Raw genomic sequence first — 25,501 nt, forward strand, 5'->3', positions numbered from 1 at the left:
GCCAAATGCAAGCAGCAAAAAAAGAAGAAGGAGAAAAATAAATGCTAATGTTGTGTAGTAGATATTGTAACTGGTCCTGCCTTGAAGTGATGGAGTATTTATGCCTGTCTGTATAAAGATAGGGCTTTTTATGCAAAAGGGAGGAAGTTTTTTCCTGACGCAGGCTTTATTCCTGCATTTTTCTGAAAAGGATCTTTCGGATGTCTGCAAATAATAGATTCAGGGAAACCCGCATTAAACGGGTAGGCTCATTTCTTTAATATTGGTAACAATATAACAAACGGCCCCGCTTCTCAGTTCCTTATACCAGTCCCAATCATCTAAATGTAAGCTCTTTCCGGTCGTTGCATAATTGTTCAGCAATGCAATGGCATCTCCGGTAAAACAGATATTGTTGGATATGATTTCTTTATCTGCCCCGAGGATTTTCAACATATGAAATGGATTTTTAGACATAAAAATTGTTTTAATTATACGCAAAGCGACCCGGAAAAAAGCGGAACCGGCTATTCTTATGGAATAGTTATCGAAAGAGAAACCATTATTTTGAGTAAGGAGAAAAGGAAGGATGAGCCTGACTCAGAAAATGTTTAGCTATATCCGTATAGCATTTAAAGATACACTTTATCAGCGGAACAAACAAATAATACTTTATGTGAAAATTATGTCTTGAATGCGCAGGCATCGGGGCGCAATAAATGATTGCTATGCCTGAACAGCTTTTTTTCAAAGCAACTGTTTTTTATGCGGCTCTTTCTCCATGATCCTTTGTGTACGTTGCTTCATCAGGAGAATGGCCTGTTCCCTGGTTTCAAACATATTATTGATATTAACCAGGTTACCGGCAAGCTTGTTATATTGCTTGGTCATTAAATAATAAAAAATATGCAGGTAGTGAATACCATCAAATACAATAGCCTTTTGACGGGCAAATTCATGCTGCCGTTTTAAAAATTCCTGTGGCATTTCTGTATAGTGCATACCCGGTCTTAAATGATGGATGATATGATAGCCGTCATTCCAGCAAATATGATTATAGGGAGTGTTAATACAGTTAATAGAATTGGTGTAAATATTTTCAGGGTCACTGCTATCTATGAATGAATGCTGTGTCCAGTTTCCCAGCATCATCACAAATCGTGCAAAAAGTAAGGGAAATACACATACTACTAACGTAGCTTTCAGGTTGACAAAACAAAGCAGCACACAAAATGCAATGTACGTCCACTCTCCGACCGTTAGGCGGGTATACAGTTTTTTCCGTTTTCGTGCATACAAATACTGGAAGGTTTGTACGACTCCTAAAAAGAGGAAATTAAAGAAATAAGATAAGAAGCTTTTAAAACTGTCCCGTTGGTAATGCATGGTGCTGCTGGAATCGTGCTCATTATTATTTTCAACATGATGCATGCCCATATGGTGGCTAAAGTAGCTTTCCGGCGTATGGCCAAAAAAGGGACAAATGATCCAACTGATGTATCCGTGGATCTTTTGCTGGTAAGCAGGTTTAAACGTTTTCCGGTGGCACAGGCAGTGAAACATCAGTCCAAACCGGCCCTTAAAATAAAACTGGGAAAAATAGAAATAAACAATCGCTACGGCCCACCATACCCATCCGTGTAAAAGCGGTGTAAATAATAACAGGGCAACGGGAATGATAAAAATATGGATCCGGGAAAGCAGGTATATAAAAGGCAGGTCTCTTTTGTCGTTCATAAAGCGCAGCCAGAATTTTTCATAGCCATTAAAACGGGTCTTGTGCGTATAGACAGGATCTGTCAACGCAGATAAAATTTTCATTCGTATATTTTTTGTTGGCCACTATTTATCCGAAAGATCCGGATGCATGTAAAGCGGACAGTTGTGATGGTCAAACGGAACTAAGTATGTATATAGTTTTTTGTGGAAGCTATTTATCATGTTTCGCTTCATGCAGACCTTAAAGTGCAATTATAATATTTTTGTAAGATACTCTTTTAAACGGATATGCCCGGAAGTTTGCCAGCCGGCAGTTGTTAAATATTAGCCATTGTTTATAATTAATGCCCGTAGCGGCCTTCATCTGGGTGGCAATGATCCTTGCAGACCCAATGCCGGAACACAGACCGGGCGTATATTTCCGGATTGCTTATATTCTGTGTCCTGCCTGTATAAACTATTTAACAGGAGCACTTCCGGGGTTGGGCGGGTAACGGTTTTATAAAAGCCATTCATTAAACAAGCCCTTATTGCTGGCCTGGGTGTCTCAGATTTAAACGACAGGATGATTTCCCGGCACCGGATTATTTTAATCAAATGATTAAAATATTTGGTTAAATCAGCGAATAACTCCTATATTTGCTTTAAAAACAGATAGAGGAACATGCCTAAGGCCAAGCATACACAAAAGCTGGATGTGACCACGGAGGAAAAAATAAAGGCTGCCGCCCGTGCCGTGTTTCATAAGAAAGGGTTTGCTGCTACACGTACAAGAGATATTGCCGAGGAAGCCGGGATCAACCTGGCCTTGCTCAACTATTACTTTAGAAGTAAGGAAAAACTGTTTAATATCATAATGACAGAAACTTTATCGGGGTTTGTGCTGAGTATGACCGGTGTGCTTAATGACGAAACAACTGAGTTGGATAAGAAAGTGGAACTGATCGCTTCCAGCTATATTGATCTTATTTCCAAAGAACCTGAAATTCCGGTCTTCATCGTAAGTGAGATTCGTAATAACCCCAACAGTTTACTGGAAAAATTGCCTGTACAGCCATTAGTGCATCACTCAGTTTTTGTGAAACAGCATCAGACAGCAGTGGCAGCAGGAAAGATCACAGAACCCAATCCTCTGCATTTTTTAATGAATTTAATGGGGCTGATCGTTTTTCCGTTTGTAGGTAAACCATTAATACAGGGCATTTTCGGATTAAAGAATGCGCAATTCAATCAATTGATGCAGGAACGAAAAAAGCGGATCCCGATCTGGATAAAAGCAATGATGAAAGCGAAATAATTTTTTTGACCGGCAACTAATCAATTGATTAAATCAATGTTTCAAATAATCAGCAGAAGAATGTATATAAAGACAACATTTGAAAAACCATTTAATTTATCAGGTTATGGTTATTAAAAGATCCAGGCATTTCATTGCATTTTTAGTGGTATGCTGTCTGGCGCACAGAAGCAGCGCACAGACAGATAAACTTACACTGGACGAATGTTACCGGCTGGCAAGAGCCAATTATCCGGCTATTAAGAAAATGAACTTAATTACCAGGGCCAGCGCGTATGACATTCAGAATGCCAATAAAAGGTTTCTTCCACAGGTAAATTTTTCAGGACAGGCGACCTACCAGTCGCAAACAGTGAATTTTTCGGATGCTGTGGGTACGTTGCCGGGCGTATCCTTTCCTTCTGTCAGCAAGGACCAGTATAGGGTCCAGGGAGAGGTCAGCCAGCTATTGTATGATGGTAACAACACCCGTTATCAGAAAGAACTTATAACCGCTGATAAAGATCTGCAGGAGCAAAACCTGGAAACCGGTCTGTATGCAATAAAAAACAGGATCAACAACATCTATTTCTCCGTGTTGCTGATGGAGGCACAGTTAAAACAAAATGAACTGAACAAGGCCAATCTGCAGACACAGGTGCAGAAAACAGAAGCCGCTCTTGAAAATGGCACTGCCTTCCGTAGCAGCCTGGATGAACTGAAAGCAGAGATCGTTAATATAGAAATGGCAGGCACAGAGTATCGGGCCAACAGAATTGCCTGTCTGAAAATGCTTTCCCTGTTTATTGGTAAAGAGCTTCAGGATTCCATACAATTAGAAATTCCTGAAACAACCAATATTCAAACATCTATCAACAGGCCGGAGCTAAAGCTGTATGACCTGCAGCGGTCTGTGTATGATGTGCAGAGAAAACAATTAAGATCCGGTTATCTTCCACAGGTGAGCGCCTTTTTGCAGGGGGCATATGGAAGGCCCACGCTGAATATTATTGACAATAAATTTGGCCCGTGGTATGTTGCCGGCTTAAAGTTCAACTGGTCGTTGGGCAGCCTGTACAGTTTGGCCAATAAGAAAAATATGCTGATCCTCAATCAAAGATCAGTAGATACGGACCGGGAAACCTTTCTGCTGAACACCCGGCTGGATCTGACCCAGCAAGACGAACAGGTAAAGAAGTTTACGGAGCTGATACAGCAGGATGAGGAGGCCATCGCCTTGCGGGCAGCCGTAACCCGGTCAGCAGAAGCCCAGCTAAACAACGGGGTCATTACGATACATGAGTATATACAAAAAGTAAATGCAGAACATCTTGCAAGGCAAAATGAGCTACTGCATAAAATACAATTATTACAGGCCAGGTACAATCAAAAATTTATTTCCGGCAATTAATTATAAAACGACCACAATGAAAAAGTTTATTGTTTTTATCTTCATGGCATTGGCACTGAACGCCTGCAAACGGGAAAAGGAGTATGATGCTTCCGGAAACTTTGAGGCAGATGAAGTAATTGTGTCTGCGCAGCAAAACGGTGCACTGCTTTCATACAAAGTTAATGAAGGGGACCAGCTGAATGCAGGCGCTATTGTCGGGCAGATTGATGTGAAACTGGCTGAGTTGCAGAAACAGCAAACGGAAGCGACCATTGCATCTCTAAATCAGAAAACAAGCAACCCCGGCAATCAGGCAGAACTGGTGCGTCGCCAGCTTGCCGTACAGAAGGCGCAATTAGCGCAACAATTGCGTGAACGCAACCGTACTGAAAACCTGGTAAAGGCAGATGCGGCTACCCGTAAACAACTGGATGATATTAATGCTTTGATTGACCAGCTAAGCAAACAAATCGCCGTAACACAGCAGCAGCTAAAGCTGAACACATATAATACCAACACGCAAAACAGGAGCATCCTCAGTGAGCAGGCTCCCCTGGAAAAAACAGCCGCGCAATACCAGGAACAGATCAATAAAGGCCGGATCATTAATCCGGCGAACGGAACGGTGCTGGTAAATTATGCGCTTCAGGGGGAAATGCAGGTTGTTGGCAAACCGCTGTATAAAATTGCCAATACTGATACATTGGATCTGAGGGCATATATAACCGGAACACAGCTGCCACAGATCAGGATCGGGCAGCAGGTAAAGGTAAGGATCGACCAGGGAAAAGATAACTATAAGGAGTACAACGGAACCATTGTCTGGATTTCCGACAAATCTGAATTTTCACCCAAAACCATCCAGACCCGGGATGAAAGAGCCAATCTTGTTTATGCCATTAAAGTAAGGGTGAAGAATGACGGGTATTTAAAAATAGGCATGTACGGTGAAGTACTTTGGTCAAAAGAATAAGATGATGTATTCAGTAAGCGTAAAAAATATTGTCAAGAACTATGGCAGCGTAAAGGCGGTTGATGCAGTTTCATTTGATGTGAACAAAGGGGAGCTGTTTGGTCTTATTGGTCCGGATGGCGCAGGCAAAACATCTGTCTTTCGTATTCTGACAACTTTATTGCTTGCTGATAGCGGAACGGCAACAGTAGAAGGTTTTGACGTGGTAAAAGATTACCGGGCTATTCGCAATAAGGTGGGTTATATGCCTGGCCGCTTTTCATTATACCAGGATCTGACAGTAGAGGAGAACCTGAATTTCTTTGCAACGGTGTTCGGTACGACCTTACAGGAGAATTATGTGCTCATTAAAGATATATATGAACAGATAAAACCGTTTAGCAGCCGCAGGGCCGGAAAACTTTCAGGCGGTATGAAACAGAAGCTGGCTTTATGCTGCGCGTTGATTCATAAACCGGATGTATTGTTCCTGGATGAACCAACCACTGGTGTGGACGTGGTTTCAAGAAAAGAGTTTTGGGACATGCTGGCAAGGCTGAAACAGCAGCAGATTACTATTGTAGTTTCCACACCCTATATGGATGAAGCCAACCTTTGTGACCGCATCGCGCTTATTCAGGCAGGCCGTATCATGTCCATTGACCAGCCGGGGCATATTGTACAAAGTTTCCCCAAACAATTGTTTGCCGCCAAAGCTGATAATATCTATAAGTTATTGCAGGATCTGCGTTCAGATACGGATATAGAGAGCTGTTATACTTTTGGCGAATATTTACATTTTACGCTTCATGCAGCTGATAGCAGCGAACAAGGGGTAGCAGAAATTGCCGGCAAATACCACCCGGAGGGCTTTGAAGTAAAAAAAGTGACCCCCAATATTGAAGACTGCTTTATCCGCCTGATGCAGGCGCAGCAGAACAAAGGCACATTAAAAATGACAGCCGATGAATAATAAAGTAATTATCTGTAAAGAGCTGACCAAGCAGTTTGGCGACTTTAAAGCTGTGAACGGGATTTCGTTTGATGTGGAACAGGGAGAAATATTCGGGTTTCTTGGAGCGAACGGGGCCGGGAAAACCACGGCAATGCGCATCCTTTGCGGGCTTTCTTACCCCACATCCGGCGAGGCGATGGTTGCCGGCTTTAATGTTTATAAACAACAGGAACAGATTAAACAGAATATTGGCTATATGAGTCAGAAATTCTCTTTATATGACAACCTGACCATACTGGAGAATATAACATTTTATGGTGGAGTATATGGTGTTCCCCGCCCTGAAATCAGGAGGCGCAGTAATGAACTGGTTGCTACATTAGGATTGGAGCAGGAGGCCAAAAAGCTGGTGGGGGCATTGCCGTTGGGCTGGAAGCAGAAGCTGGCTTTTTCGGTAGCCATTTTTCATCGTCCGCAAATTGTTTTTTTGGATGAACCAACGGGAGGCGTTGACCCCCTGACCCGGCGGCAGTTCTGGGATATGATTTATGAAGCGGCAAAAAACGGGATCACGGTTTTTGTAACCACGCACTATATGGATGAAGCAGAGTATTGCAACCGGATCAGCGTAATGGTGGACGGACGTGTGGAAGCGATGGACACCCCGGCCAATTTGAAAAAACAGTTTCAGGCGCACTCAATGGATGATGTTTTCTATAAACTGGCAAGAGGGGCAAAACGTAAGGGGGATTAATAAAGCGTGAAGCATAAAACGACCGGCTGCCGATAAAAAACAGGGAACGAAGTCTGTCCTTTTTTCCTGCATAAGAAGCGCATACAGCTCTAAGGGCCAAAATAAAATCCGTTTCGTATAAGAATATAACAGATGAAACAATTACTCGCCTTCATACAAAAAGAGTTTTACCACGTATTCAGGGATCGCAGAACGCTGCTCATTCTTTTTGGACTGCCTGTTGTGCAGATCGTTCTCTTTGGCTTTGCCCTGAGCAGCGAAGTAAAAAACATCAGCATAGCCATTCTGGATAATGCGCATGATGTGCGGTCAGAACAGATCATTTCAAAAATAAGTGCAAGTGCTTATTTTCACATAAAACGTCCCGCGCTTAATTACAGGGAAATTGAACAGCGTTTTAAGGAAGGTGATATCAAATGTGCCTTATTATTCCCGCCGGGTTTCGGCTCAGATGTTTACCATCCCGGTGGTGCTGAAGTACAGATTATTGCGGATGCATCTGATCCCAATACTGCCACCACTTTAACGAACTACCTTACATCTGTTATTAACGATTATCAGCAGCAACTGAACCCGGCGTCAAAACCGGTTTACCAGATCATTCCGGAAGTGAGGTTGTTGTATAATGAGGAGCAAAACGGTTCGCTCAATTTTATTCCGGGTGTGATCGCATTGATCTTTATGATTGTCAGTACAGCACTTACATCCGTTTCGGTAGTACGGGAAAAGGAAATGGGAACAATGGAAATTCTGCTGGTATCGCCCTTTAAGCCAATAATGGTGCTGATAGCAAAAGCAATTCCTTATCTCGTGCTGTCGCTTGTCAATTTTATCATTATCTTATTATTATCGGTATTCCTGCTCAATGTTGAAATAAAAGGCAGTATCGCGCTTATCTTTGCTGAAAGCATATTGTTTATCATTACCTGCCTTTCGTTAGGATTGCTTATTTCAAACATAACTGCTTCACAGCAAACAGCTATGCTGATATCTATGATGGGGATGATGTTGCCTACGATGCTGCTTACGGGGTTTATGTTCCCGCTGGAAAATATGCCCTGGATATTCCGTGCCCTTTCACATATCCTTCCCTCAAGATATTATTACAATATCATTAAAGCGGTTATGCTGAAGGGGCTTGGCTTTAGTTTCGTATGGAAGGAAACGCTCATTTTACTGGGAATGGCAACCGTGCTGTTAACCCTTGCGTTGAAAAACTTTAAAATAAGGCTGTCATGAAGGTTTTACGTTTTATATTACAGAAAGAGTTTCGCCAGATATTCAGGGATAAAACTATACTGGCGATGATGTTTGCAGCGCCCACTATCCAGCTTATCATATTGCCGTTAGCAGCCAATTTTGAAGTTAAGAATGTAAGTGTGGCATACGTTGATCATGATCATAGCACTTATTCTAAAAAACTGATCCATAAAATCGGCTCATCCGGCTACTTTCACATTACGGGAGACCCGCATTCTTATAAGGACGGTTTAAAACTGATTGAAGAGGGGGCCGCAGATCTGGTATTGGAAATTCCCCCGGGCTTTGAGCGTAACCTGGTGCGTGAAGGCAGTCAGAAGGTCAACCTTTCGGTTGATGCCATCAATGGTACCAAAGCCTCTATTGGCGGAGCTTACCTGGTTGCAGTGCTGTCGGATTTCAACAGCGGCCTTGATGTAAATATAAAAGCAGCCAATAGCACGGTGATGATGCCTTCTGCTAAAATTACAATTGCGAGCACTAACTGGTATAATCCACGGGCCGAATACAAGTACTATATGGTACCGGGCATTTTGGTTTTATTGCTTACGCTGATCGGCGGCTTTATTACAGCGCTCAATATTGTGCGGGAAAAAGAGATAGGCACTATTGAACAGATCAATGTAACGCCAATCAAAAAATGGCAGTTCATTTTGGGCAAGCTCATTCCGTTCTGGATAGTGGGAATGATTGTTTTTACCATCGGGCTGATGGTGATGTATGTTGTCTATGGTATTTTTACTGCAGGAAGTCTATTGGTCCTGTATCTTTTTGCCGGGGTCTACCTGGTGGCTTTATTGGGTTTGGGGTTACTGATTTCCACGTTTGCAGATACACAATTACAGGCCATGTTCATTGCATTTTTCTTTATGATGGTTTTTATGCTGATGAGCGGGTTCTTTACCAGCACTGATAGTATGCCTGACTGGGCAAAGACCATTTCAGATCTTACGCCGGTAACGCACTTTATTAAAGTGGTGCGCCTTATTGTTTTGAAAGGGAGCGGATTGCCTGAAATAAAAAATGAGTTGGGCTGTTTAGCCGTTTTTGCGGTTGTACTGAACGGGCTGGCAATTTTTAATTACCGGAAAACAAGTTAGATAATACTGCTGCCTCAGCTTACAAACCTGTATAATATGCACTGTGCCAATACGGTTGAGCCTGACGTTGGTCGACCTTACATGTTGTATGTACGGATTACCCTTCTTTTGTCGACAGGCTTTTGTGTTCCCCATTGTTTAAGATAGTTTAGCCCCGGGCATGACCATAAAGACAGACGCTTTTCACATCCGAAAACGATGAAAAGCGTTATCCGGAAAGTTTAAATTACAACATATATGGAAAAAACAATTATAAACCCGGTCATTAAAGACCAGGTAACATTTACGCAAACAGCCAGGGCAACAAATGGAAGAATTACCACATTACAGGTTACATTAATGCCGGGCGGTGGCACTCCGCTTCATTATCACAAAAACTTTTCAGAAACATTTATAGTAGTAACCGGTGAGCTGACAATTACTTTAAAAAACAAGGCGCTGCCTCTTTATGCAGGCCAGAAACTTACAGTTGAACCGGGACAATTGCACCGGTTTTCCAATACATCTTCCGGTCCGGTTGTTTTTACTACGGTCATCCTCCCGGGCTCTGAAGGATTTGAAAATGCTTTACGGATATTATACGGATTGGCAGGCGACCAGAAAACCGACAGGAAGGGAATTCCTAAAAGCCTGCTGGCATTGGCGGTTGTTTCAAAAATAAGCGATATGCGACCCGCCGGCACCGGAGCGCTGATGATCCCGTTTTTTGGATTGCTAAACTTTATTGCCGGAATCTCCGGATTCCATAAAAAACTGGTGAACCGGTATTGCAAAATGCCTGAAGTGCAAAAATGCTAAAGCGGCTCACGTTGGCCCCATAAAAACAACCCCGGGTTAACCCGGGGTTGTTAAAAGATAATAATGAAAGTGCTTATGAAGCGGAAGGTTTGAAATAAAGCTTCAGGGTGATGTCCACATCCGGCAGGATATACAGGTCAGCTTCGGGGTCGTTAAAGCTGCTCATGCCCCATTGCAGCCGGTTCAGCTTAAAGCTGCCTTCCACGGTGATTTTATTTTTTTCCGTTTTTATTACCGCCGGTATCTGGATGCTGTGCGTTTGCCCGATCATTGTAAAATCGCCGGTGATCATCGTATTGGCAGAGGAAGCCGGGTTATTGTAGGGCGCTGCCTTTGTAATATGGAAACGGGCTTCCGGATGCACTGCCATATTGAAAAAGTCCGGGCTTTTCAGGTGGTTCAGCAGTTGTTCCCGTTCTGCTGTATTGGTAAGATCGAAATTGCTGATGCTGGCAACCGGGATGGAGAAATCACCGCCGGTTATTTTACCCTTCCCGTCTGTTTGCAGGTTGCCGGATACTTTAAAAGCGCCTCTGTGAAAATGAGTGGGCGCACTGCCTTTCCATTCTACGGCGGAGCTGTCTTCATCTGCATTAAAATCAGTTAGGGATATGGTTCCTTTGTTGGAGCATGCGGTCAGCACAGATAGCGCCATAAATGCACAATAGATTTTTTGTTTCATTTTTGTTTGTCTGTTATGGAGTTATAAAAATTTTACATGGTATATATTGGTGATCACGTCCTGCATTGCTTTCCGTTTTTCTGCTGGAAGCATAGCAGGCGTTGCCACTGTAGCAGGTGGTTCCGGAAGTGGTTCGCTGAATTCAATAAAATAATTCCAGAGCACTCCGGGCGTGATCAGGTTCATGAGCGTTGCTTTTTCTGTAAGTATTTTAAAGAAATGCGGAATGTTCCGGGGTGCAAACAGGGCGTCTCCCCGTTTCAGTATCGTTGCCTTATCAGCAACAGTTACGCTTATTTCACCGTCCAGTACATAAAAGGCTTCATCTTCCTGTGTATGGATATGCGGTGGTGGTTCAGACCCTTTGGGCAGGGTCAGTTCCAGCAATGCCAGGGCGTTGCCGGTTTGTTCCGGTGCAATCAACGTCTGAAAATAGCCACCCTGGTAACTCCTGTACCGGGTTGTTGTTAATGGGTTCATTTGCGGTATTTATTTAATTTTTACAAAGCACGGTTCGGTGATGGTTTTAAAGGAAGAAATCTGGCAGGTTTTAATGCGCGGCAGCGCCGCAATACTGGCTGCGTCGCCTGCATGAACGGTATTGCCAGGATATTTAATCTTTTTACTATAGCTGGCTTTTGGGTTTTTAACCGGTAACCGGTCATTGCAATTTCAGGGAACTGTTTATCCTCTTTAGTATACAAGCGGATGACAGTATAGGGATTAGAACGCGGACCGGTTTCGGTTACCCGGTAGTTATTATGGTTTTCCGGTGCAACAGGCGTGGCGCTTAAGCCGGCTGTGAACAATAAAAGGGCGCAGGCGATAATGATCATTCTTTTCATATGCATATTTTTTGTTTTAAGAAGTGCATTTCATTTTTGCCGGGAAAATGCAAGATTGAAGCTATTTCGGTATCCCGGCAAATAACAGCGATGTACGTCCGCTTTCATCGTTATAAGACCGATTTTAATGACGAATGTTGTTGCCGAAAAAACATCCCCGGGGTGGGCCGGGAAAAAATGATTCTGATCCGGTTCCTTTTTTAAGCAATGCCTGTTCCCTGGTTTTTTAACGCGGTCACCATCGTGCCGTTCTTCGCCTGTTATGGCGTTAACCGGGCTTTCTGTCGTTGTAAACCTTTCCCTGTCGATAGCATTTGCAGGAGCCTTCTGTGATGTTTAGCATTGCATTTTTTAACTTAAAAAGACAAAATGAAACCGTTAAAAGAATGTTTTACAAACATCCCGATTTTATTATTACTGCTTGTTTTAAGCGTTACAGGCAAAGCCGAATCTCCTTTTATAACCCGCTGGAACCTTACTGCACCTGCTTTCGTATATCCCGGTATCGGGCAGCAATATACCATTGAGTGGGAGCTGGTAAATGACCCGCAGGTAAAGGGCGTTATTGAAGATGCCGGTTCGCAGCAGGAAATTCCAATCCCCGCAAATGGCGAATACCGCATCAAAGCGTATAACGGGAATGGCGTGTTATCGGGTTTTTTAATAGCCAGTAATAACTATACCCGGTTACTGGCTATTGAGCAATGGGGTACGATACAATGGACGAAGCTGGATCGTGCCTTCACTACCTCCATTAATATGGATGTAACCGCTACAGATGTTCCTGATCTTTCACAGGTTACCAGCCTTTCCGGCATATTTATGAATTGCCCTAAACTGGTAGGGAACGCCTCCTTTGCGCGATGGAATACAGCATCGGTAAGGGATATGTCATGGATGTTTTCCGGTGCGGTTCTTTTTGACCAGGATATCAGCAGCTGGAATACGGAAAATGTTACTACCATGAGGGGGATGTTCCAGGATGCAAAATCATTTAATCAACCCATTGGCGCCTGGAAAACGCAGAACGTAAATTCAATGGAAAATATGTTTTACAACGCAGAGCAGTTTAATAAGCCAATTGGTGATTGGAATACAGGAAGAGTGGTGTACATGAGCGCCATGTTTTGCAACGCTTTTTCATTTAACCAACCCATTGGTAGCTGGAATGTGGAAAGTGTCAGAACAATTGACAATATATTTTTAAATGCAAAAAAGTTTAACCAGAACATTAATGCCTGGCATACCATCAGCCTGCAAACAATGGCAAGCGCCTTCAAAGGCGACTCTGCATTTAATCAGCCCATAGGAAACTGGGTGCTTCAAAACCTGTACGATAAGCGCATTCTGAGCGTCTTTAACGGCACATCTATGGATTGTGAGAATTATGCGGCCACACTTGCCGGTTGGGCAGATAATCCATTAACCCCGGATGGGATAACCCTTGATGCATCAGGATTAAGTTATAATGCGGCGGCCATTCCCATCCGGGAAAAACTGGTCAGCGAAAAGGGCTGGACGATCAATAACGACCAGTATACCGAGGTATGCGGTGTGCTGCCGGTAACTTTTGGCCCTGTTACTGCCGTCCAAACCAACAACAGCATAATCGTTTCCTGGAAAACGTTTAGCGAGGCAGGCTGTGACCGGTTTATTATCCAGGCTTCTGTGGATGGCAAGAAATTTACCGATATGGGTACGGTAAAATCCAAAAGCAGGGATGGGAACAGCAGCGAAACGCTTTCATACGATTATGAGCTGCCGCTTTTGCCCATGACAGCCGCATTTAATATCGCCCTGCTGACGGGTTGCTTCTTTGTGCGCAAAAGAAGGCTATTGCTGGTTTTCTGTTCGCTCATAGCGCTTATATGGCTAAGCTGTGCGCGGAACAAAACAGAAATAGCGGCAAATTCAAAGCAGCACAAATTTATACGCATTGCGCAGATAGATAAAGATCGTTCTTACAGGTATTCTAAAGTTGTGAAGGTAACAGAGAAATAATTGCCTGGCATTGCGATACAGCGTATGCGGGGCGGACAGGCTTCGCATGCGCTATTTAATACCGGTTAGACTTTTAAATAGCACCAGGTGAAGGTATATCAGGTTCACCATGACATTTGCTTTTGGTAAAGTCCCGGCTTATTTGTCATTTCATAGAGCATAAATGCAACGCTTTTATAAGCAAGTGTTGTAAATAATTGAAAATGAGCGTAATATGAATGTCATTTCGTAAGCGAAGCGGAGGGGAGAACCATTTCACCGAAGCGCCATTCAGGGTGACGCTAAAAAAGTTGATCATTTTAAAGAACTTAATTTCTCTATTATTTGTGCCTCTGGGTAACAGTGTTCTTTTAATGTCGGAACAGTATAATATAGAAGTATGCTCCAGTTTCTGCAAGCAAGTATTGCCATTCTACCCTGGGGGGCAGGTTATACTGCAAAAATTAATACAATAAGGACGACGGCCTAAATTGAGGAGAGGCCGGAATGATGAAGATAAAGAAACGGATCTGCAATAAAGACTTCGGTAAGCCGGTATAAAATAGCTATCAGCAGTACAAGGAGAAATGTTTCCATGTATTTTCCCCTGAAATAATAACGGGCAATGCCCAGTAGCACATATGAACCGGCAGCTGGATCAGGATCACCCGTACTCCTACAATTATAGCTCCCGTATGCCGTACTGTAAATAAATACGAGTAAACTAAAGGCGATCAGCCAATAAAACAACTGTTTTAGTATCGGGTATTTTGCTGTCAATCAGCTCGTTTTTAGTAATTTAAGGATACGCCTGAAGACCGGAATTCGGGTTATTGGTAGATAAATGAATTGTTTTTTGTTGATGAACAGCAGGGTAAAACGCTTTTGGGCCTGTCTTTATTTTTTGAATTTAACAATTAAGGGCGCCCTGTATGAAAGGCCTACCGGTATGCTCGGGTTTCAGGCAGCAGCACAGTATCCAGCATTTTTAGGGTTGCCCGTTGAAGGAAGTTCCTGTCTGTAAGATGAATTTTCATATAATCGCCCGGCGCCTCGATATATAGTATTGTACTGTATTAATCTTTGCTCAGGGCAAACCGATTTATCACAGTCAGGGCTGTATATAACAAACACGAAGTGCATAAATATAAAAACCCGGAACATTTGTTGCTGCTCCGGGTCTTTGTGGTGTGGGCCGGCCCCGAAACTTCGGGGGAACCGGCGCACTACCTGATTTTAATGGAAAACTTTTCTTCAACAATTTCTTTGAACCGAGATAAAAAGTCCTCGTGAGAAACGAGCTTTTGTAAAAAAATCTTTGATTTCATTGATTTTATAAATTGTTCAACCTTTATAGCTTCTATACGATTGTTCAATTCTAAAATGAGTTCGATACTCCAGTCTGAGGTAAAGGCAGTGCTTGCAGCGGCATAAAATCCGGTGTTGTGCTGGATCAATCTTTGCTCAGGGCATAAGGTTTCCCCGATATAAAATTTATCGTAAGCGGTGCTGTATATAATATACACAAAGTGCATAAATATAAAAACCCGGAACATTTGTTGCTGCTCCGGGTCTTTGTGGTGTGGGCCGGGATCGAACCGGCGACACAAGGATTTTCAGTCCTTTGCTCTACCGACTGAGCTACCGCACCTTAACATCCGCCAAAGCGGGCTGCAAATATAGCGTATTTGTGAATATTTAAAGCAATTTACAGAAAAGATATTTTCAGTATCCCCTACATACCATATTCACTTAAAAACCGTATTCTCATTATTTTCAGTTGCTCCCAGTTAAAATCATATTCGGCCAGCTCTTCCTGGGCCAGTTGCAAAGAAGAGGTTTCGCAGCTTTTAAAGTATTCAATGATCTCATCCTGGTCTTCTTCGTCCAGCATTTCGTCAATGGCATACCCTAAGTTCAGTTTGGTGCCGCTTGCTGCAATAGTTTCCATTTCTTCCAGCAGCTCATCAATTTTCCAGCCTTTATTTTTTGCAATGGTTTCCAGGGGGATTTTTTTGTCGGTTTGCTGGATGATGTAGACCTTATTCCCGCTTTTGTTCACCACGCTCTTCATTACAAAATCATCCGGCTTCTGAATGTTATTGTCTTCGACATAACGCGCAATCAGGTCAACAAACGGCTTTCCATAGCGGATGGCCTTTCCCTTGCTCACTCCCTGGCATTTTTCCAGCTCTGCAATGGTTGTAGGATAAAGCGTGGCCATATCCATCAGCGAATTTTCCAGAAAAATTACAAAAGGAGGCAGGCTTTTTCTCCGGGCTTCCTTTTGCCGCAGTTCCTTCAGCATTTCAAATAGCTGCTGGTCCGTTGCTGCTCCACCCCCATCCTCAGCGGCTGGTGCTTCATCATCGTCCCAGGCTTCCTCAAATTTATTGTTCAGCACAATCGTGAAGGCTTTGGGTTTTTTCAAAAACGCGGTTCCTTCCGGCGTCAGCTTCAGTACGCCATATTCTTCAATATCTTTTTTCAGCAGGTTCTCCAGCAGCATCTGGCGGATCAAAGAATTCCAGAACAGGGAATCGTGATCTTTGCCTGCCCCAAAGCTGGAAAGGCCTTCATGCCGGAACATTTTTACCTGCGGAGTAAGTTTCCCTATCAGTATATTAACAGTATAGTCTGTTGCAAAACGCTCATCCAGTTCTTTAATGGTTTTTAAGACCAGCACCGCCTGTTCTTTTGCCTCCAGGCGTTCTTTGGGGTGCTTGCAGTTATCGCATTGTCCGCAGTTCTCCACATCATATTGTTCCCCAAAATAGCTGAGGATCACTTTACGCCGGCAAACGCCGCTTTCAGCATAGGCAACGGTTTCATTGATCAGCTGTGCCCCTACCTCCCGCTCGCTTAACGGCTTATCGCGCATCAGGTGCTCCAGCTTGCTCACATCCTTATGGGAATAATATAATAAGCATTTTCCTTCCAGCCCATCGCGCCCGGCGCGCCCGGTTTCCTGATAATAATTTTCTATTGATTTGGAGATATTGTAATGGATAACAAAACGGATATCCGGCTTATCAATACCCATTCCAAACGCAATGGTAGCCACAATTACCTGTACATCCTCATTCAAAAACTGGTCCTGGCGCTCTGCACGGAGCTTGCTGTCGAGGCCGGCATGGTAAGCAACCGCTTTAATGCCGTTGGCCATCAATATATCAGCCAGCTCCTCAGTGGTTTTCCTGTTTAAGGTGTATATAATGCCGCTTTTGTTTTTCATGCTTTTGATAAAGCGGACAATACTTTCATTGGTCTGCTTCTTACTGATCTTTGGCACGATCTCATAGTAAAGATTGTCCCGGTTAAAGGAAGATATGAAAATATTGGCATCCTTTAATCCCAGGTTCTTAATTATATCGCTCTGCACTTTGGGGGTAGCGGTGGCGGTTAAGGCAATAACGGCCGCGTTCGGGTTGATCTGATTCATCATTTCGCGCAGGCGACGGTATTCCGGCCGGAAATCATGCCCCCATTCTGAAATACAGTGTGCCTCATCCACGGCAAAGAAAGAAATATTCAGATCACTGAAAAAAGTCAGGTTTTCCTGTTTGGTCAGTGTTTCCGGTGCAACATATAATAATTTTGTTTTACCTGACAGCAGGTCATCATGCACTTCCTTTATTTCTTTTTTTGTTAATGTGGAATTTAAAAAGTGCGCTACCTCATCATTGCTGTTATAGCCCCTTACAAGGTCTACCTGGTTCTTCATCAACGCAATAAGGGGAGAAACGATGATGGCAACTCCTTCCATAATCACTGCCGGAAGTTGGTAGCAAAGGCTTTTACCACCTCCCGTAGGCATAATAACAAAAGTGTCTTTTCCTGATAAAAGTGATTCAATAATGGCTTCCTGTTTTCCTTTAAATTTCTGAAACCCAAAGTTTTTAAGCAGCTCTCCATGTAAATCGATCCCTCCTTTTGTTTTTTTCGTACTCTTTACTGCCGGTTGTTTTGTTTTGGTAGCTTTCTTTTCACTTTTCACTGCCATTTTAAAATATATAATTATGATGGAACATCGGTTTAAAAATATCTTTAAAAGTTACGCCGGATATTTTTAATAAAAAAATTAAAAAAAAATTCGGGGACGCGAATTTAATCAAGCTTTTTGGCGTTTTAAAATAATAATGGTTAAAGTTTTTATGAGGAATATGCAATATTTTTGCGCTTTATTCATGCAGGCGGATATATATAAATGAATGACAATATTTTACAACGCGCCAGGAAAACCTTTCAGTTAGAGGCCGATGCGCTTAATAATGTCCGGCAATTATTAAACAACGACTTTCAGCAGGCAGTTCTGCTGATTAAGGATTGTGCGGGCCGGGTTGTTTTCAGTGGCATCGGAAAAAGCGCGCTGGTAGCTCAAAAGATCGTGGCAACGTTTAACTCAACAGGAACGCCTTCGATTTTTATGCATGCGGCAGACGCATTGCATGGAGATCTGGGTATGGTGCAGGAATCGGATATTGTGGTCGTTCTCAGCAAAAGCGGTTTCAGCCCCGAAATAAAAGCGCTGCTGCCGCTGGTGAAGAATTTTGGCAATAAGATCATTGCTATTGTTGGCAATACTGATTCTTACCTGGCGCAGCAGGCAGATCTTGTTTTAAATACGACGGTTGACCAGGAAGCCTGTCCCAACAACCTGGCTCCTACATCCAGCACTACTGCACAAATGGTAATGGGTGATGCACTGGCTTCCTGCCTGATGGATCTGAAAGGGTTTAAAGATAATGACTTTGCAAAATTTCATCCGGGGGGAACACTCGGAAAAAAATTGTACCTCAGCGTAAGCGATGTGTTCCTGCAGAATGAAAAACCAAAAGTTTTGGAGCACCAGTCATTGAAAGAGGTTATTGTTGAGATCACCAAAAAAAGATTGGGAGTTACTGCTGTTGTAAATGAACAAAATGAACTGTTAGGCATTATAACAGATGGAGACCTCCGGCGTATGCTGGAAAAGAATACCGATATTGAACACACGGTTGCCGGAGATATTATGACAAAAAGACCAAAAACAATTGAACCGCGCGAACTGGCTGTTTCGGCATTAGACATGATGCGGAAAAACTCCATTACGCAGCTGGCTGTGACAGAAGGAAATGTATACCTTGGAATCATTCATATACACGATTTATTAAAAGAAGGGCTGATTTAAATAAAAAGACATGAATAGTAATTATGTTGTAATAATGGCCGGGGGTATTGGTAGCCGTTTCTGGCCAAAAAGCAGGACCAACTATCCAAAGCAGTTCTTAGATATTCTCAATACCGGCAGAACGCTGATCCAGTCTACGTTCTCAAGATATAACAAAATTGTACCGGTAGAAAACATATTTGTTGTTACATCAGAAGAATACGAAGAAATTGTAGCGCATCAGCTGCCCGACCTGCCTCCGGAAAATATCGTTACAGAGCCTTTCCGGAAAAATACGGCACCCTGCATCGCATACGTTGCCTTTAAGATTTTTAAAAAGAATCCTGATGCGGTGATGATCGCAGCTCCTTCTGACAATCTTATTTTAGAGGATGACGCGTTTGGAGAAACCGTACAGAACGCATCGCAGTTCGTTGAGTCTGTGAATGCCCTGGTTACCCTTGGTATTAAACCCCGAAACCCGAATACCGGTTATGGGTATATTCAGCGCGATGATGTGGAAGCGGCTCCGGGAATTTATAAGGTTAGAACATTTACGGAAAAACCGAACCTTGAACTGGCAAAAGTATTTGTAAAAAGCGGCGACTTTCTATGGAATGCGGGCATCTTTATATGGAAGGTAAAAAATATTATTGCCGCATTTGAGAAATTCCTTCCTGAAATACATGAAGTGTTTGCTGCAGAAATTGATAAATTCAATACCCCTTTAGAAAAGAAGATCATTGGTGAAATATATGCCCAGTGCCCCAGCATTTCCATAGATTTCGGCATTATGGAAAAGGCGCCCAATGTATATGTAATTCCGGCGTCTTTTACCTGGAGCGACCTTGGGACCTGGAACAGCGCCTATGAAAACATGGCAAAGGATTATTTTGAAAATGCCGTCGTGGGCGAAGACGTAATGGTATATGATACGCACAATTGCGTGGTGCATGTGCCGGATAATAAGCTGGTACTGTTACAGGGGCTCGAAGATTTTATTATAGTAGACACCCGGGATGTTTTGCTGATCTGTAAAAAAGATAAAGAACAGGAGATAAAAGATTATGTGGCAGATGTAAAAAGAAACAAAGATGAAAAATACCTTTAGTTATGCTGGAACAATACCCCGTTAGCTCCATACTCTTTTTAGACATAGAAACTGTTCCGCAATACGCATCCTTCAGTGAAGTTCCGGAATCATGGAAGCATTTGTGGGAAATAAAAGCCGGCGCCCTGTTAAAGAACCGGGAAGAAGAAACGGTTGAAAGCATTTATGAAAGAGCCGGTATTTACGCGGAATTCGGAAAGATCATCTGCATCAGTTGCGGTGTGGTACAGGGTGCGCCGGACCAGAGAAAGATTATTTTAAAATCGTTTTATGGCGATGATGAAAAAAAACTGCTACAGTCTTTTTCCGAAATGCTGCAGAAGTTTACCGCCAATGAACAACGGTATCTTTGCGCGCATAACGGAAAGGAGTTTGATTTTCCCTATATATGCCGCCGCCTGCTCATTAACCGGCTTCCGATACCTGTTATTTTAAACACGGCCGGCAGGAAACCGTGGGAAGTGAGCCACCTGGATACCATGGAGTTCTGGAAATTCGGCGATTTTAAAAGCTATACCACGCTGAACCTTCTGGCTCATTCCCTGGATGTGCCTACACCAAAAGATGATATTGACGGCAGTATGGTAGCGGGGGTCTTTTATAAAGAAAAGAATATTGAACGGATTGTTACCTATTGCCAGAAAGATGTGGTAACCGTTGCGCAGGTTTTTTTACGTATGAACGGCGAAGAGTTGATAACAGAAAGTAATATAGAATACAGGTAGGCAGTAGTAATTTATTTTTTTATATTAAAGGAATGTTTGAGATGCGGCAGCTTTTTTCATCAGGCGCGGTTTGGGAGCAGGAAGTGGGTTACAGCCGTGCTGTAAAAATAGGCAATACGATTGAAGTAAGCGGAACCGTGGCAGTGGATGCGCAAAATAATATTGTAGGAGAGGGCGATGCATATGCACAAACCATCTATATCCTGCAAAAGATACAAAAAGTGCTGGAAGAAGCCGGTGCCGCATTGAATGACGTGGTGCGTACAAGAATGTTTGTTACAGATATAAACCGGTGGCAGGAATACGGAAGAGCTCACGGCACATTCTTTGGAAATATAAAGCCCTGTGCTTCTATGGTGGAAGTAAGCCGTCTTATTCACCCGGGGTATCTTATAGAAATAGAAGCAACAGCAATTTTACAACCATGAACATTGAAGATATAAGGAACTATTGCCTGCAGCACAGCGCGGTTGAAGAGGGATTTCCTTTTGGGCCGGATACGCTTGTTTTTAAAGTAAAGGGGAAGATTTTTTTGCTGATGGGACTGGAAAATGACCCGCTGCAGTTTAATGTAAAATGTGATCCCGGAAAAGCCATCGAGCTGAGAGAGCAATATAATGCCGTGCAGCCGGGTTACCACATGAATAAAAAGCACTGGAACACGATCCTGGTAGATGGGTCTGTTTCCAGCAAGCTGTTAAAAGAATGGATCACGGATTCCTATAACCTGGTGGCAAAGGTCAGGAAATAACGCCTTGTTGCTTCTGGTTGTAAAGCAGCAGCAGGTCTTCAAGTATTTTTCTGTCATTGCTCAGCCGCGGCACCTTGTGCTGCCCGCCCAGTTTGCCTTTATGATGCAGCCACTCAACAAAAAAACCTTTGGGCAATGCATGTACAACAGGCATGCGCAATGCAATATCCTTATGGCGCTTTGCTTCGTAATCGCTATTAATGGATTTCAGGGACGCATCTAAAATGGTTGTAAAAGCTTCCAGGTTATAAGGCGGCTTTTCAAATTCAATCAGCCACTCGTGGCCGCCGTTCCCTTCATCAGAAAAGTAGATCGGCGCAGCGGTATAATCGTTTACGATCGCGCCGGTATCCATACAGGCCATACTGATGGCCTTGTCGGTATTATCAATGATCACTTCTTCACCAAAGGCATTGATAAAATGCCGGATCCTTCCGGAAACAATGATTTTAAACGGATCTTTGGAGATGAACTGGATAGTATCACCCAGTAAATAGCGCCACAATCCCCCGTTGGTGCTGATAACAGGGGCATAATTTGCATACAGCTCTACGTCTTTTAGCCCGATAGTTCTGGGATCAGCTTTGCCATATTCACTTACCGGCATAAACTCCATAAAAATGCCGTGGTCTGTAAATAAAAGCATTCCCTCATCGCCTGGTATTTGCTGTGCACCGAAAAAGCCTTCGCTGGCATTATAGGTTTCAAGATAATTGATGTGCTTTCCGATAATTTGCTGGAACTGCTCTTTATAAGGAGTAAAGGAAACCCCGCCATGCATATACAACTCCAGGCCCGGCCATACTTCCGCAATTGTTTTCCTGCCTGTCAGCTCCAGGATGCGTTTTAGTAAAACAAGTGTCCAGGTAGGCACCCCGCTGATCGAAGTAACATTTTCACTGATCGTTTGTGCCGCAATCTTTTCAAGTTTGGTCTCCCAATCGTCCATTAAAGCAATGCTTAGCTCCGGTGTTCTTAACCAGTGGCCCCAAAACGGGCTGTTCTGTAACAGCACTGCGCTTAAATCGCCAAACTGCGCCTCTTCGTTCACCGCATGGATATTATGGCTTCCTCCGAGCACCAGCCCTTTGCCTGTGAGCATCGTACTGTCCGGGTTGAACAGGTAATACATGGTCAGCACATCCTTTGCGGCTTTATAATGGCAATCTTCCAGGCTTTCTTCGCTGATGGGGATGAATTTACTCTTGTCGCCGCTGGTACCGCTGCTTTTGGCAAACCAGGCAATGGGCGAATTCCAAAGCAGGTTTTGCTCGCCATTCATACAACGTTCAATATAGGACTTCAGATCGTTATATTCATGAATGGGAACAGCCTTTTTAAAGTCCCGGATATTATAAAGCCTGTTAAAGCCGTATTTTCTTCCAAACTCTGTGTACTGGGCGGAGGAAACAAGATTCTGCAACACCTCACGCTGTGTGTCTAAGGGATGGCTGCGCCAGCCATCAATGCGCCATTGACGCATGCGGGCCAGGGACGATATTGCGGGGCTTAACAGTGGCATATGCAATCTGCAATATACTCACAATGTGGGAAAAAAGAACAGCGGGGTTACCGGATTTAAAAGAAAAGAAGCGTGCTGCTTTCAAAAGCCCTTCGTTCCGGCGAAAACGCAGTTTCAATGACGCGAAGCGCGGTACAGGCTGCGTGGTGTGCCCCTTCATACAGATATGCCACGCGTATATTTTATTCCTGCTGTAAATAAAATGCGGCTAAATTTACAGTCATGAAAAAGATATGTGTACTACTCCTTGTTTTTGTCATAATCCTTATTAAAAGTGGTGCTGCACAGGAAAACTTCCTGCAATATGTAAATCCGCTGATCGGCACAAAAAAAATGGGGCATACTTTTCCGGGAGCAACGGTCCCGTTTGGTGCTGTGCAATTAAGCCCCGATACAGATACGCTTCCGTATGAAATGGGTGGAAAATACAACCCGGATGTTTACAAATATTGCGCCGGCTACCAGTATGATGATCCAACCATTGTTGGCTTCAGCCATACCCATTTCAGCGGAACGGGCCATTCTGATCTGGGCGATTTTCTGATCATGCCAACAACAGGCAGGCTACAATTAAACCCCGGCACGGCCGATAAGCCTGAAACCGGATACAGGAGCCGCTTCCGCCATGCCAGTGAACGGGCAGAACCTGATTATTACAGCGTGCTGCTGGATGATGATCATATTCTGGCAGAGCTGACCACCACCACCCGTGTAGGCGTGCATCAGTACACATTTCCAAAATCAGAGGATGCGCATATTATCCTGGACCTGATGCATGGCATTTATAATTATAAAGATAAAAACGTCTGGACCTTTGTACGGGTAGAAAATGATACCCTGGTTACGGGTTACCGGCAAACCAATGGCTGGGCGCGCACCCGCACGGTTTATTTTGCCATGACCTTTTCAAAGCCTGTTACGTCTTACGGATTTGCCAGTTTTAAATCGTATCCCTATAAAGGTTTCTGGAGGCGGTTCGACCAGTCAGATAATTTCCCCGAAATGGCCGGGGAGCAGCTCCGGGCACATTTCGATTTTAAAACCGGCGATCAGGAAAAGATCCTCATCAAGTTTGCTTTATCTCCCGTAAGTACAAAGAACGCGCTGGAAAACCTGCAAACAGAAACTCCCGGCAATGATTTTGAGGCCATTAAAAAGCAGGGGCAGCAAAAATGGAACAAAGAGCTGGCAAAGATTAAAATAGAGGCGTTGAATAAAGAGGATATGACCAGTTTTTATACAGCTATGTACCATGCCTTTTTAAGCCCAACAGTATATATGGATCAGAATGGGGAATATAAAGGCCTTGATCAGAATGTGCATAAAGCAGAGGGTTTTACCAATTATACAACGTTTTCCCTGTGGGATACCTATCGCGCGCTGCACCCGTTCTTTAACCTGATTCAGCCCAAACGGAATAATGATATGATCAGAAGCATGCTGGCGCACCAGCAGCAGAGCGTGCATAAAATGTTACCTGTATGGAGCCACTATGCCAATGAAAACTGGTGTATGAGCGGGTATCACAGCGTAGCGGTCATTGCTGATGCCATTGTAAAAGGGAATGTTTCGTTTGATGCAAACCAGGCGCTGAATGCCTGTATACAAACGGCCAATGTACGTTATTACGATGGCCTGGGAACCTACATCCGGCGCGGTTATGTGCCGGAGGATGAGCGCCCTAACTCCGTTTCCACGACCCTGGAATATGCTTTTGACGACTGGAGCATTGCCCAGGCGGCCAGAAGGCTGAACCGCATGGATGTGTATGATACATTTATGAAACGTTCACAGAACTGGAAAAATGTTTATGACCCTTCTACTGGTTTTATGCGCCCGAGGTTAAGTAATGGCAGCTTCCGGAAAGATTTTGATGTGCTTTCTACAAACGGCCAGGGCTTTATTGAAGGCAATTCCTGGAACTACAGCCTTTTTGTGCCCCAGGACCCAAAGGGAATGATTGCGCTGATGGGGGGAGAGAAAAAATTTCTTCCGCACCTGGACTCTTTGTTCACCATGCACTTGCCGGATCATTTTTTTGAAGAGACTGAAGATATTACGCGTGATGGAATTATTGGCAATTATGTGCATGGGAACGAGCCCTCGCACCATGTGGCGTATTTATACAACTTTACTGCCCAACCCTGGAAAACACAGGAGCGCATCCGCATGATCCTGAAAATGCAGTACAAACCGTCTGTTGACGGGCTGGGAGGTAATGATGACTGCGGCCAGATGAGCGCCTGGTATATTTTCAGCACACTGGGCTTCTATCCTTTTGCACCGGGCTCAGAGGAATACCAGCTGGGAAGCCCCGCCATAAAAAAAGCAGTATTGCAACTGGAAAATGGCAAAACGTTTACCATTGATGTACAGAACCAGAGTGATAAAAATGTGTATGTTTCAAAAGTTTTGCTGAACGGGCAACCGGTTAAAGGAACAACGATCAGGCATAGTGATATTCTGAAGGGGGGCGTGCTGCAGTTTGTAATGGCTGCCAGGCACCGGTAACCGGCGTGAGCTGAAAGATCCGTATTATAAACTAAAAAC

At 43.6% G+C, this 25,501-nt stretch carries 24 protein-coding genes and 1 tRNA gene; 15 read left to right on the forward strand and 10 right to left on the reverse strand.

The genetic code is table 11. The features are described 5' to 3' along the window. Window positions 1-234: 234 nt before the first annotated feature. Window positions 235-435: a hypothetical protein gene (locus tag A8C56_RS21425; RefSeq protein WP_245645631.1), complete on the reverse strand. Its 201-nt coding sequence runs from the start codon at window positions 433-435 to the stop codon at window positions 235-237. A gap of 291 nt (window positions 436-726) precedes the next feature. Continuing rightward, the gene (locus A8C56_RS21430) at window positions 727-1,800 is read right to left on the reverse strand and encodes a fatty acid desaturase family protein (RefSeq protein ID WP_067760554.1); all 1,074 of its coding nucleotides are present in this window, start codon (window positions 1,798-1,800) and stop codon (window positions 727-729) included. Window positions 1,801-2,362: 562 nt separating this feature from the next. On the opposite strand from A8C56_RS21430, the gene A8C56_RS21435 reads away from it, so the two are divergent. From A8C56_RS21435 to A8C56_RS21470, 8 genes are all read left to right on the forward strand, one after another. Beyond that, the gene (locus A8C56_RS21435) at window positions 2,363-2,995 is read left to right on the forward strand and encodes a TetR/AcrR family transcriptional regulator (RefSeq protein WP_067760556.1); all 633 of its coding nucleotides are present in this window, start codon (window positions 2,363-2,365) and stop codon (window positions 2,993-2,995) included. A 106-nt stretch (window positions 2,996-3,101) separates the two neighbouring features. Further along, window positions 3,102-4,385 carry a TolC family protein gene (locus A8C56_RS21440; RefSeq protein WP_157098059.1) on the forward strand — a complete coding sequence of 428 codons (1,284 nt, stop codon included), beginning with the start codon at window positions 3,102-3,104 and terminating at the stop codon, window positions 4,383-4,385. A gap of 16 nt (window positions 4,386-4,401) precedes the next feature. Next, window positions 4,402-5,340, forward strand: a complete 939-nt coding sequence (locus tag A8C56_RS21445) for an HlyD family secretion protein (protein ID WP_067760558.1) — start codon at window positions 4,402-4,404, stop codon at window positions 5,338-5,340. 1 nt (window position 5,341) lies between these two features. Then, window positions 5,342-6,292 carry an ABC transporter ATP-binding protein gene (locus A8C56_RS21450; protein WP_449406601.1) on the forward strand — a complete coding sequence of 317 codons (951 nt, stop codon included), beginning with the start codon at window positions 5,342-5,344 and terminating at the stop codon, window positions 6,290-6,292. Continuing rightward, entirely contained in the window at window positions 6,285-7,028 is a 744-nt protein-coding gene (locus A8C56_RS21455; RefSeq protein WP_084490335.1) for an ABC transporter ATP-binding protein, read from the forward strand. Before A8C56_RS21450 ends, A8C56_RS21455 begins: the two co-directional genes overlap by 8 nt. A gap of 132 nt (window positions 7,029-7,160) precedes the next feature. Further along, window positions 7,161-8,267 carry an ABC transporter permease gene (locus A8C56_RS21460; protein WP_067760560.1) on the forward strand — a complete coding sequence of 369 codons (1,107 nt, stop codon included), beginning with the start codon at window positions 7,161-7,163 and terminating at the stop codon, window positions 8,265-8,267. Further along, window positions 8,264-9,388 carry an ABC transporter permease gene (locus tag A8C56_RS21465; protein WP_067760561.1) on the forward strand — a complete coding sequence of 375 codons (1,125 nt, stop codon included), beginning with the start codon at window positions 8,264-8,266 and terminating at the stop codon, window positions 9,386-9,388. Before A8C56_RS21460 ends, A8C56_RS21465 begins: the two co-directional genes overlap by 4 nt. A 237-nt stretch (window positions 9,389-9,625) precedes the next feature. Continuing rightward, on the forward strand, window positions 9,626-10,186 hold the full coding sequence (locus A8C56_RS21470) for a cupin domain-containing protein (protein ID WP_067760563.1): 561 nt from the start codon (window positions 9,626-9,628) through the stop codon (window positions 10,184-10,186). A 73-nt stretch (window positions 10,187-10,259) separates the two neighbouring features. Here the strand turns inward: A8C56_RS21470 and A8C56_RS21475 are convergent, their stop codons facing one another. Genes A8C56_RS21475 through A8C56_RS21485 form a run of 3 tightly spaced genes read right to left on the reverse strand, consistent with a single transcriptional unit; the run spans window position 10,260 to window position 11,713 of the window. Then, the gene (locus tag A8C56_RS21475) at window positions 10,260-10,868 is read right to left on the reverse strand and encodes a YceI family protein (protein ID WP_067760565.1); all 609 of its coding nucleotides are present in this window, start codon (window positions 10,866-10,868) and stop codon (window positions 10,260-10,262) included. Window positions 10,869-10,889: 21 nt separating this feature from the next. Further along, a complete protein-coding gene (locus A8C56_RS21480) occupies window positions 10,890-11,348 on the reverse strand; it encodes a cupin domain-containing protein (protein WP_067760566.1) in 459 nt (152 codons plus the stop codon). Window positions 11,349-11,368: 20 nt separating this feature from the next. Further along, the gene (locus A8C56_RS21485) at window positions 11,369-11,713 is read right to left on the reverse strand and encodes a hypothetical protein (RefSeq protein WP_169818820.1); all 345 of its coding nucleotides are present in this window, start codon (window positions 11,711-11,713) and stop codon (window positions 11,369-11,371) included. 369 nt (window positions 11,714-12,082) lie between these two features. Between A8C56_RS21485 and A8C56_RS21490 the strand changes: the two genes are divergently transcribed. After that, on the forward strand, window positions 12,083-13,714 hold the full coding sequence (locus A8C56_RS21490) for a BspA family leucine-rich repeat surface protein (RefSeq protein ID WP_067760570.1): 1,632 nt from the start codon (window positions 12,083-12,085) through the stop codon (window positions 13,712-13,714). Window positions 13,715-14,179: 465 nt separating this feature from the next. Here the strand turns inward: A8C56_RS21490 and A8C56_RS21495 are convergent, their stop codons facing one another. The 4 genes from A8C56_RS21495 to recQ form a co-directional block, all read right to left on the reverse strand. Then, window positions 14,180-14,473 (reverse strand): hypothetical protein, encoded by a 294-nt coding sequence (locus tag A8C56_RS21495; RefSeq protein WP_067760572.1) that lies wholly within the window; start codon window positions 14,471-14,473, stop codon window positions 14,180-14,182. 446 nt (window positions 14,474-14,919) lie between these two features. Next, entirely contained in the window at window positions 14,920-15,249 is a 330-nt protein-coding gene (locus A8C56_RS25570; protein ID WP_394330807.1) for a GIY-YIG nuclease family protein, read from the reverse strand. Between the two features lie 22 nt (window positions 15,250-15,271). Further along, window positions 15,272-15,344, reverse strand: a tRNA-Phe gene (locus A8C56_RS21510). An 84-nt stretch (window positions 15,345-15,428) separates the two neighbouring features. After that, window positions 15,429-17,696, reverse strand: coding sequence for a DNA helicase RecQ (recQ, locus tag A8C56_RS21515; protein ID WP_179946953.1), 2,268 nt, complete (start codon window positions 17,694-17,696; stop codon window positions 15,429-15,431). A gap of 204 nt (window positions 17,697-17,900) precedes the next feature. Between recQ and A8C56_RS21520 the strand changes: the two genes are divergently transcribed. From A8C56_RS21520 to A8C56_RS21540, 5 genes are read left to right on the forward strand one after another with little or no spacing between them, the layout of a single operon-like run. Then, on the forward strand, window positions 17,901-18,863 hold the full coding sequence (locus A8C56_RS21520; RefSeq protein WP_067760576.1) for a KpsF/GutQ family sugar-phosphate isomerase: 963 nt from the start codon (window positions 17,901-17,903) through the stop codon (window positions 18,861-18,863). A 10-nt stretch (window positions 18,864-18,873) separates the two neighbouring features. Further along, window positions 18,874-19,953, forward strand: a complete 1,080-nt coding sequence (locus A8C56_RS21525; RefSeq protein WP_067760578.1) for a mannose-1-phosphate guanylyltransferase — start codon at window positions 18,874-18,876, stop codon at window positions 19,951-19,953. Between the two features lie 2 nt (window positions 19,954-19,955). Continuing rightward, window positions 19,956-20,678, forward strand: a complete 723-nt coding sequence (locus tag A8C56_RS21530) for a 3'-5' exonuclease (protein ID WP_067760580.1) — start codon at window positions 19,956-19,958, stop codon at window positions 20,676-20,678. 41 nt (window positions 20,679-20,719) lie between these two features. After that, window positions 20,720-21,106, forward strand: a complete 387-nt coding sequence (locus A8C56_RS21535) for a RidA family protein (RefSeq protein WP_067762413.1) — start codon at window positions 20,720-20,722, stop codon at window positions 21,104-21,106. Then, entirely contained in the window at window positions 21,103-21,429 is a 327-nt protein-coding gene (locus A8C56_RS21540) for an MmcQ/YjbR family DNA-binding protein (RefSeq protein WP_067760582.1), read from the forward strand. The genes A8C56_RS21535 and A8C56_RS21540 overlap by 4 nt, the downstream gene beginning before the upstream one ends. Here A8C56_RS21540 and A8C56_RS21545 read toward each other — a convergent pair. Then, window positions 21,419-22,951, reverse strand: coding sequence for a GH3 auxin-responsive promoter family protein (locus tag A8C56_RS21545; RefSeq protein WP_067760584.1), 1,533 nt, complete (start codon window positions 22,949-22,951; stop codon window positions 21,419-21,421). The genes A8C56_RS21540 and A8C56_RS21545 overlap by 11 nt on opposite strands. A gap of 222 nt (window positions 22,952-23,173) precedes the next feature. On the opposite strand from A8C56_RS21545, the gene A8C56_RS21550 reads away from it, so the two are divergent. Next, on the forward strand, window positions 23,174-25,462 hold the full coding sequence (locus A8C56_RS21550; protein WP_067760585.1) for a GH92 family glycosyl hydrolase: 2,289 nt from the start codon (window positions 23,174-23,176) through the stop codon (window positions 25,460-25,462). Window positions 25,463-25,501: the final 39 nt, after the last annotated feature.

The organism is Niabella ginsenosidivorans, assembly GCF_001654455.1.
Classification (GTDB): domain Bacteria; phylum Bacteroidota; class Bacteroidia; order Chitinophagales; family Chitinophagaceae; genus Niabella; species Niabella ginsenosidivorans.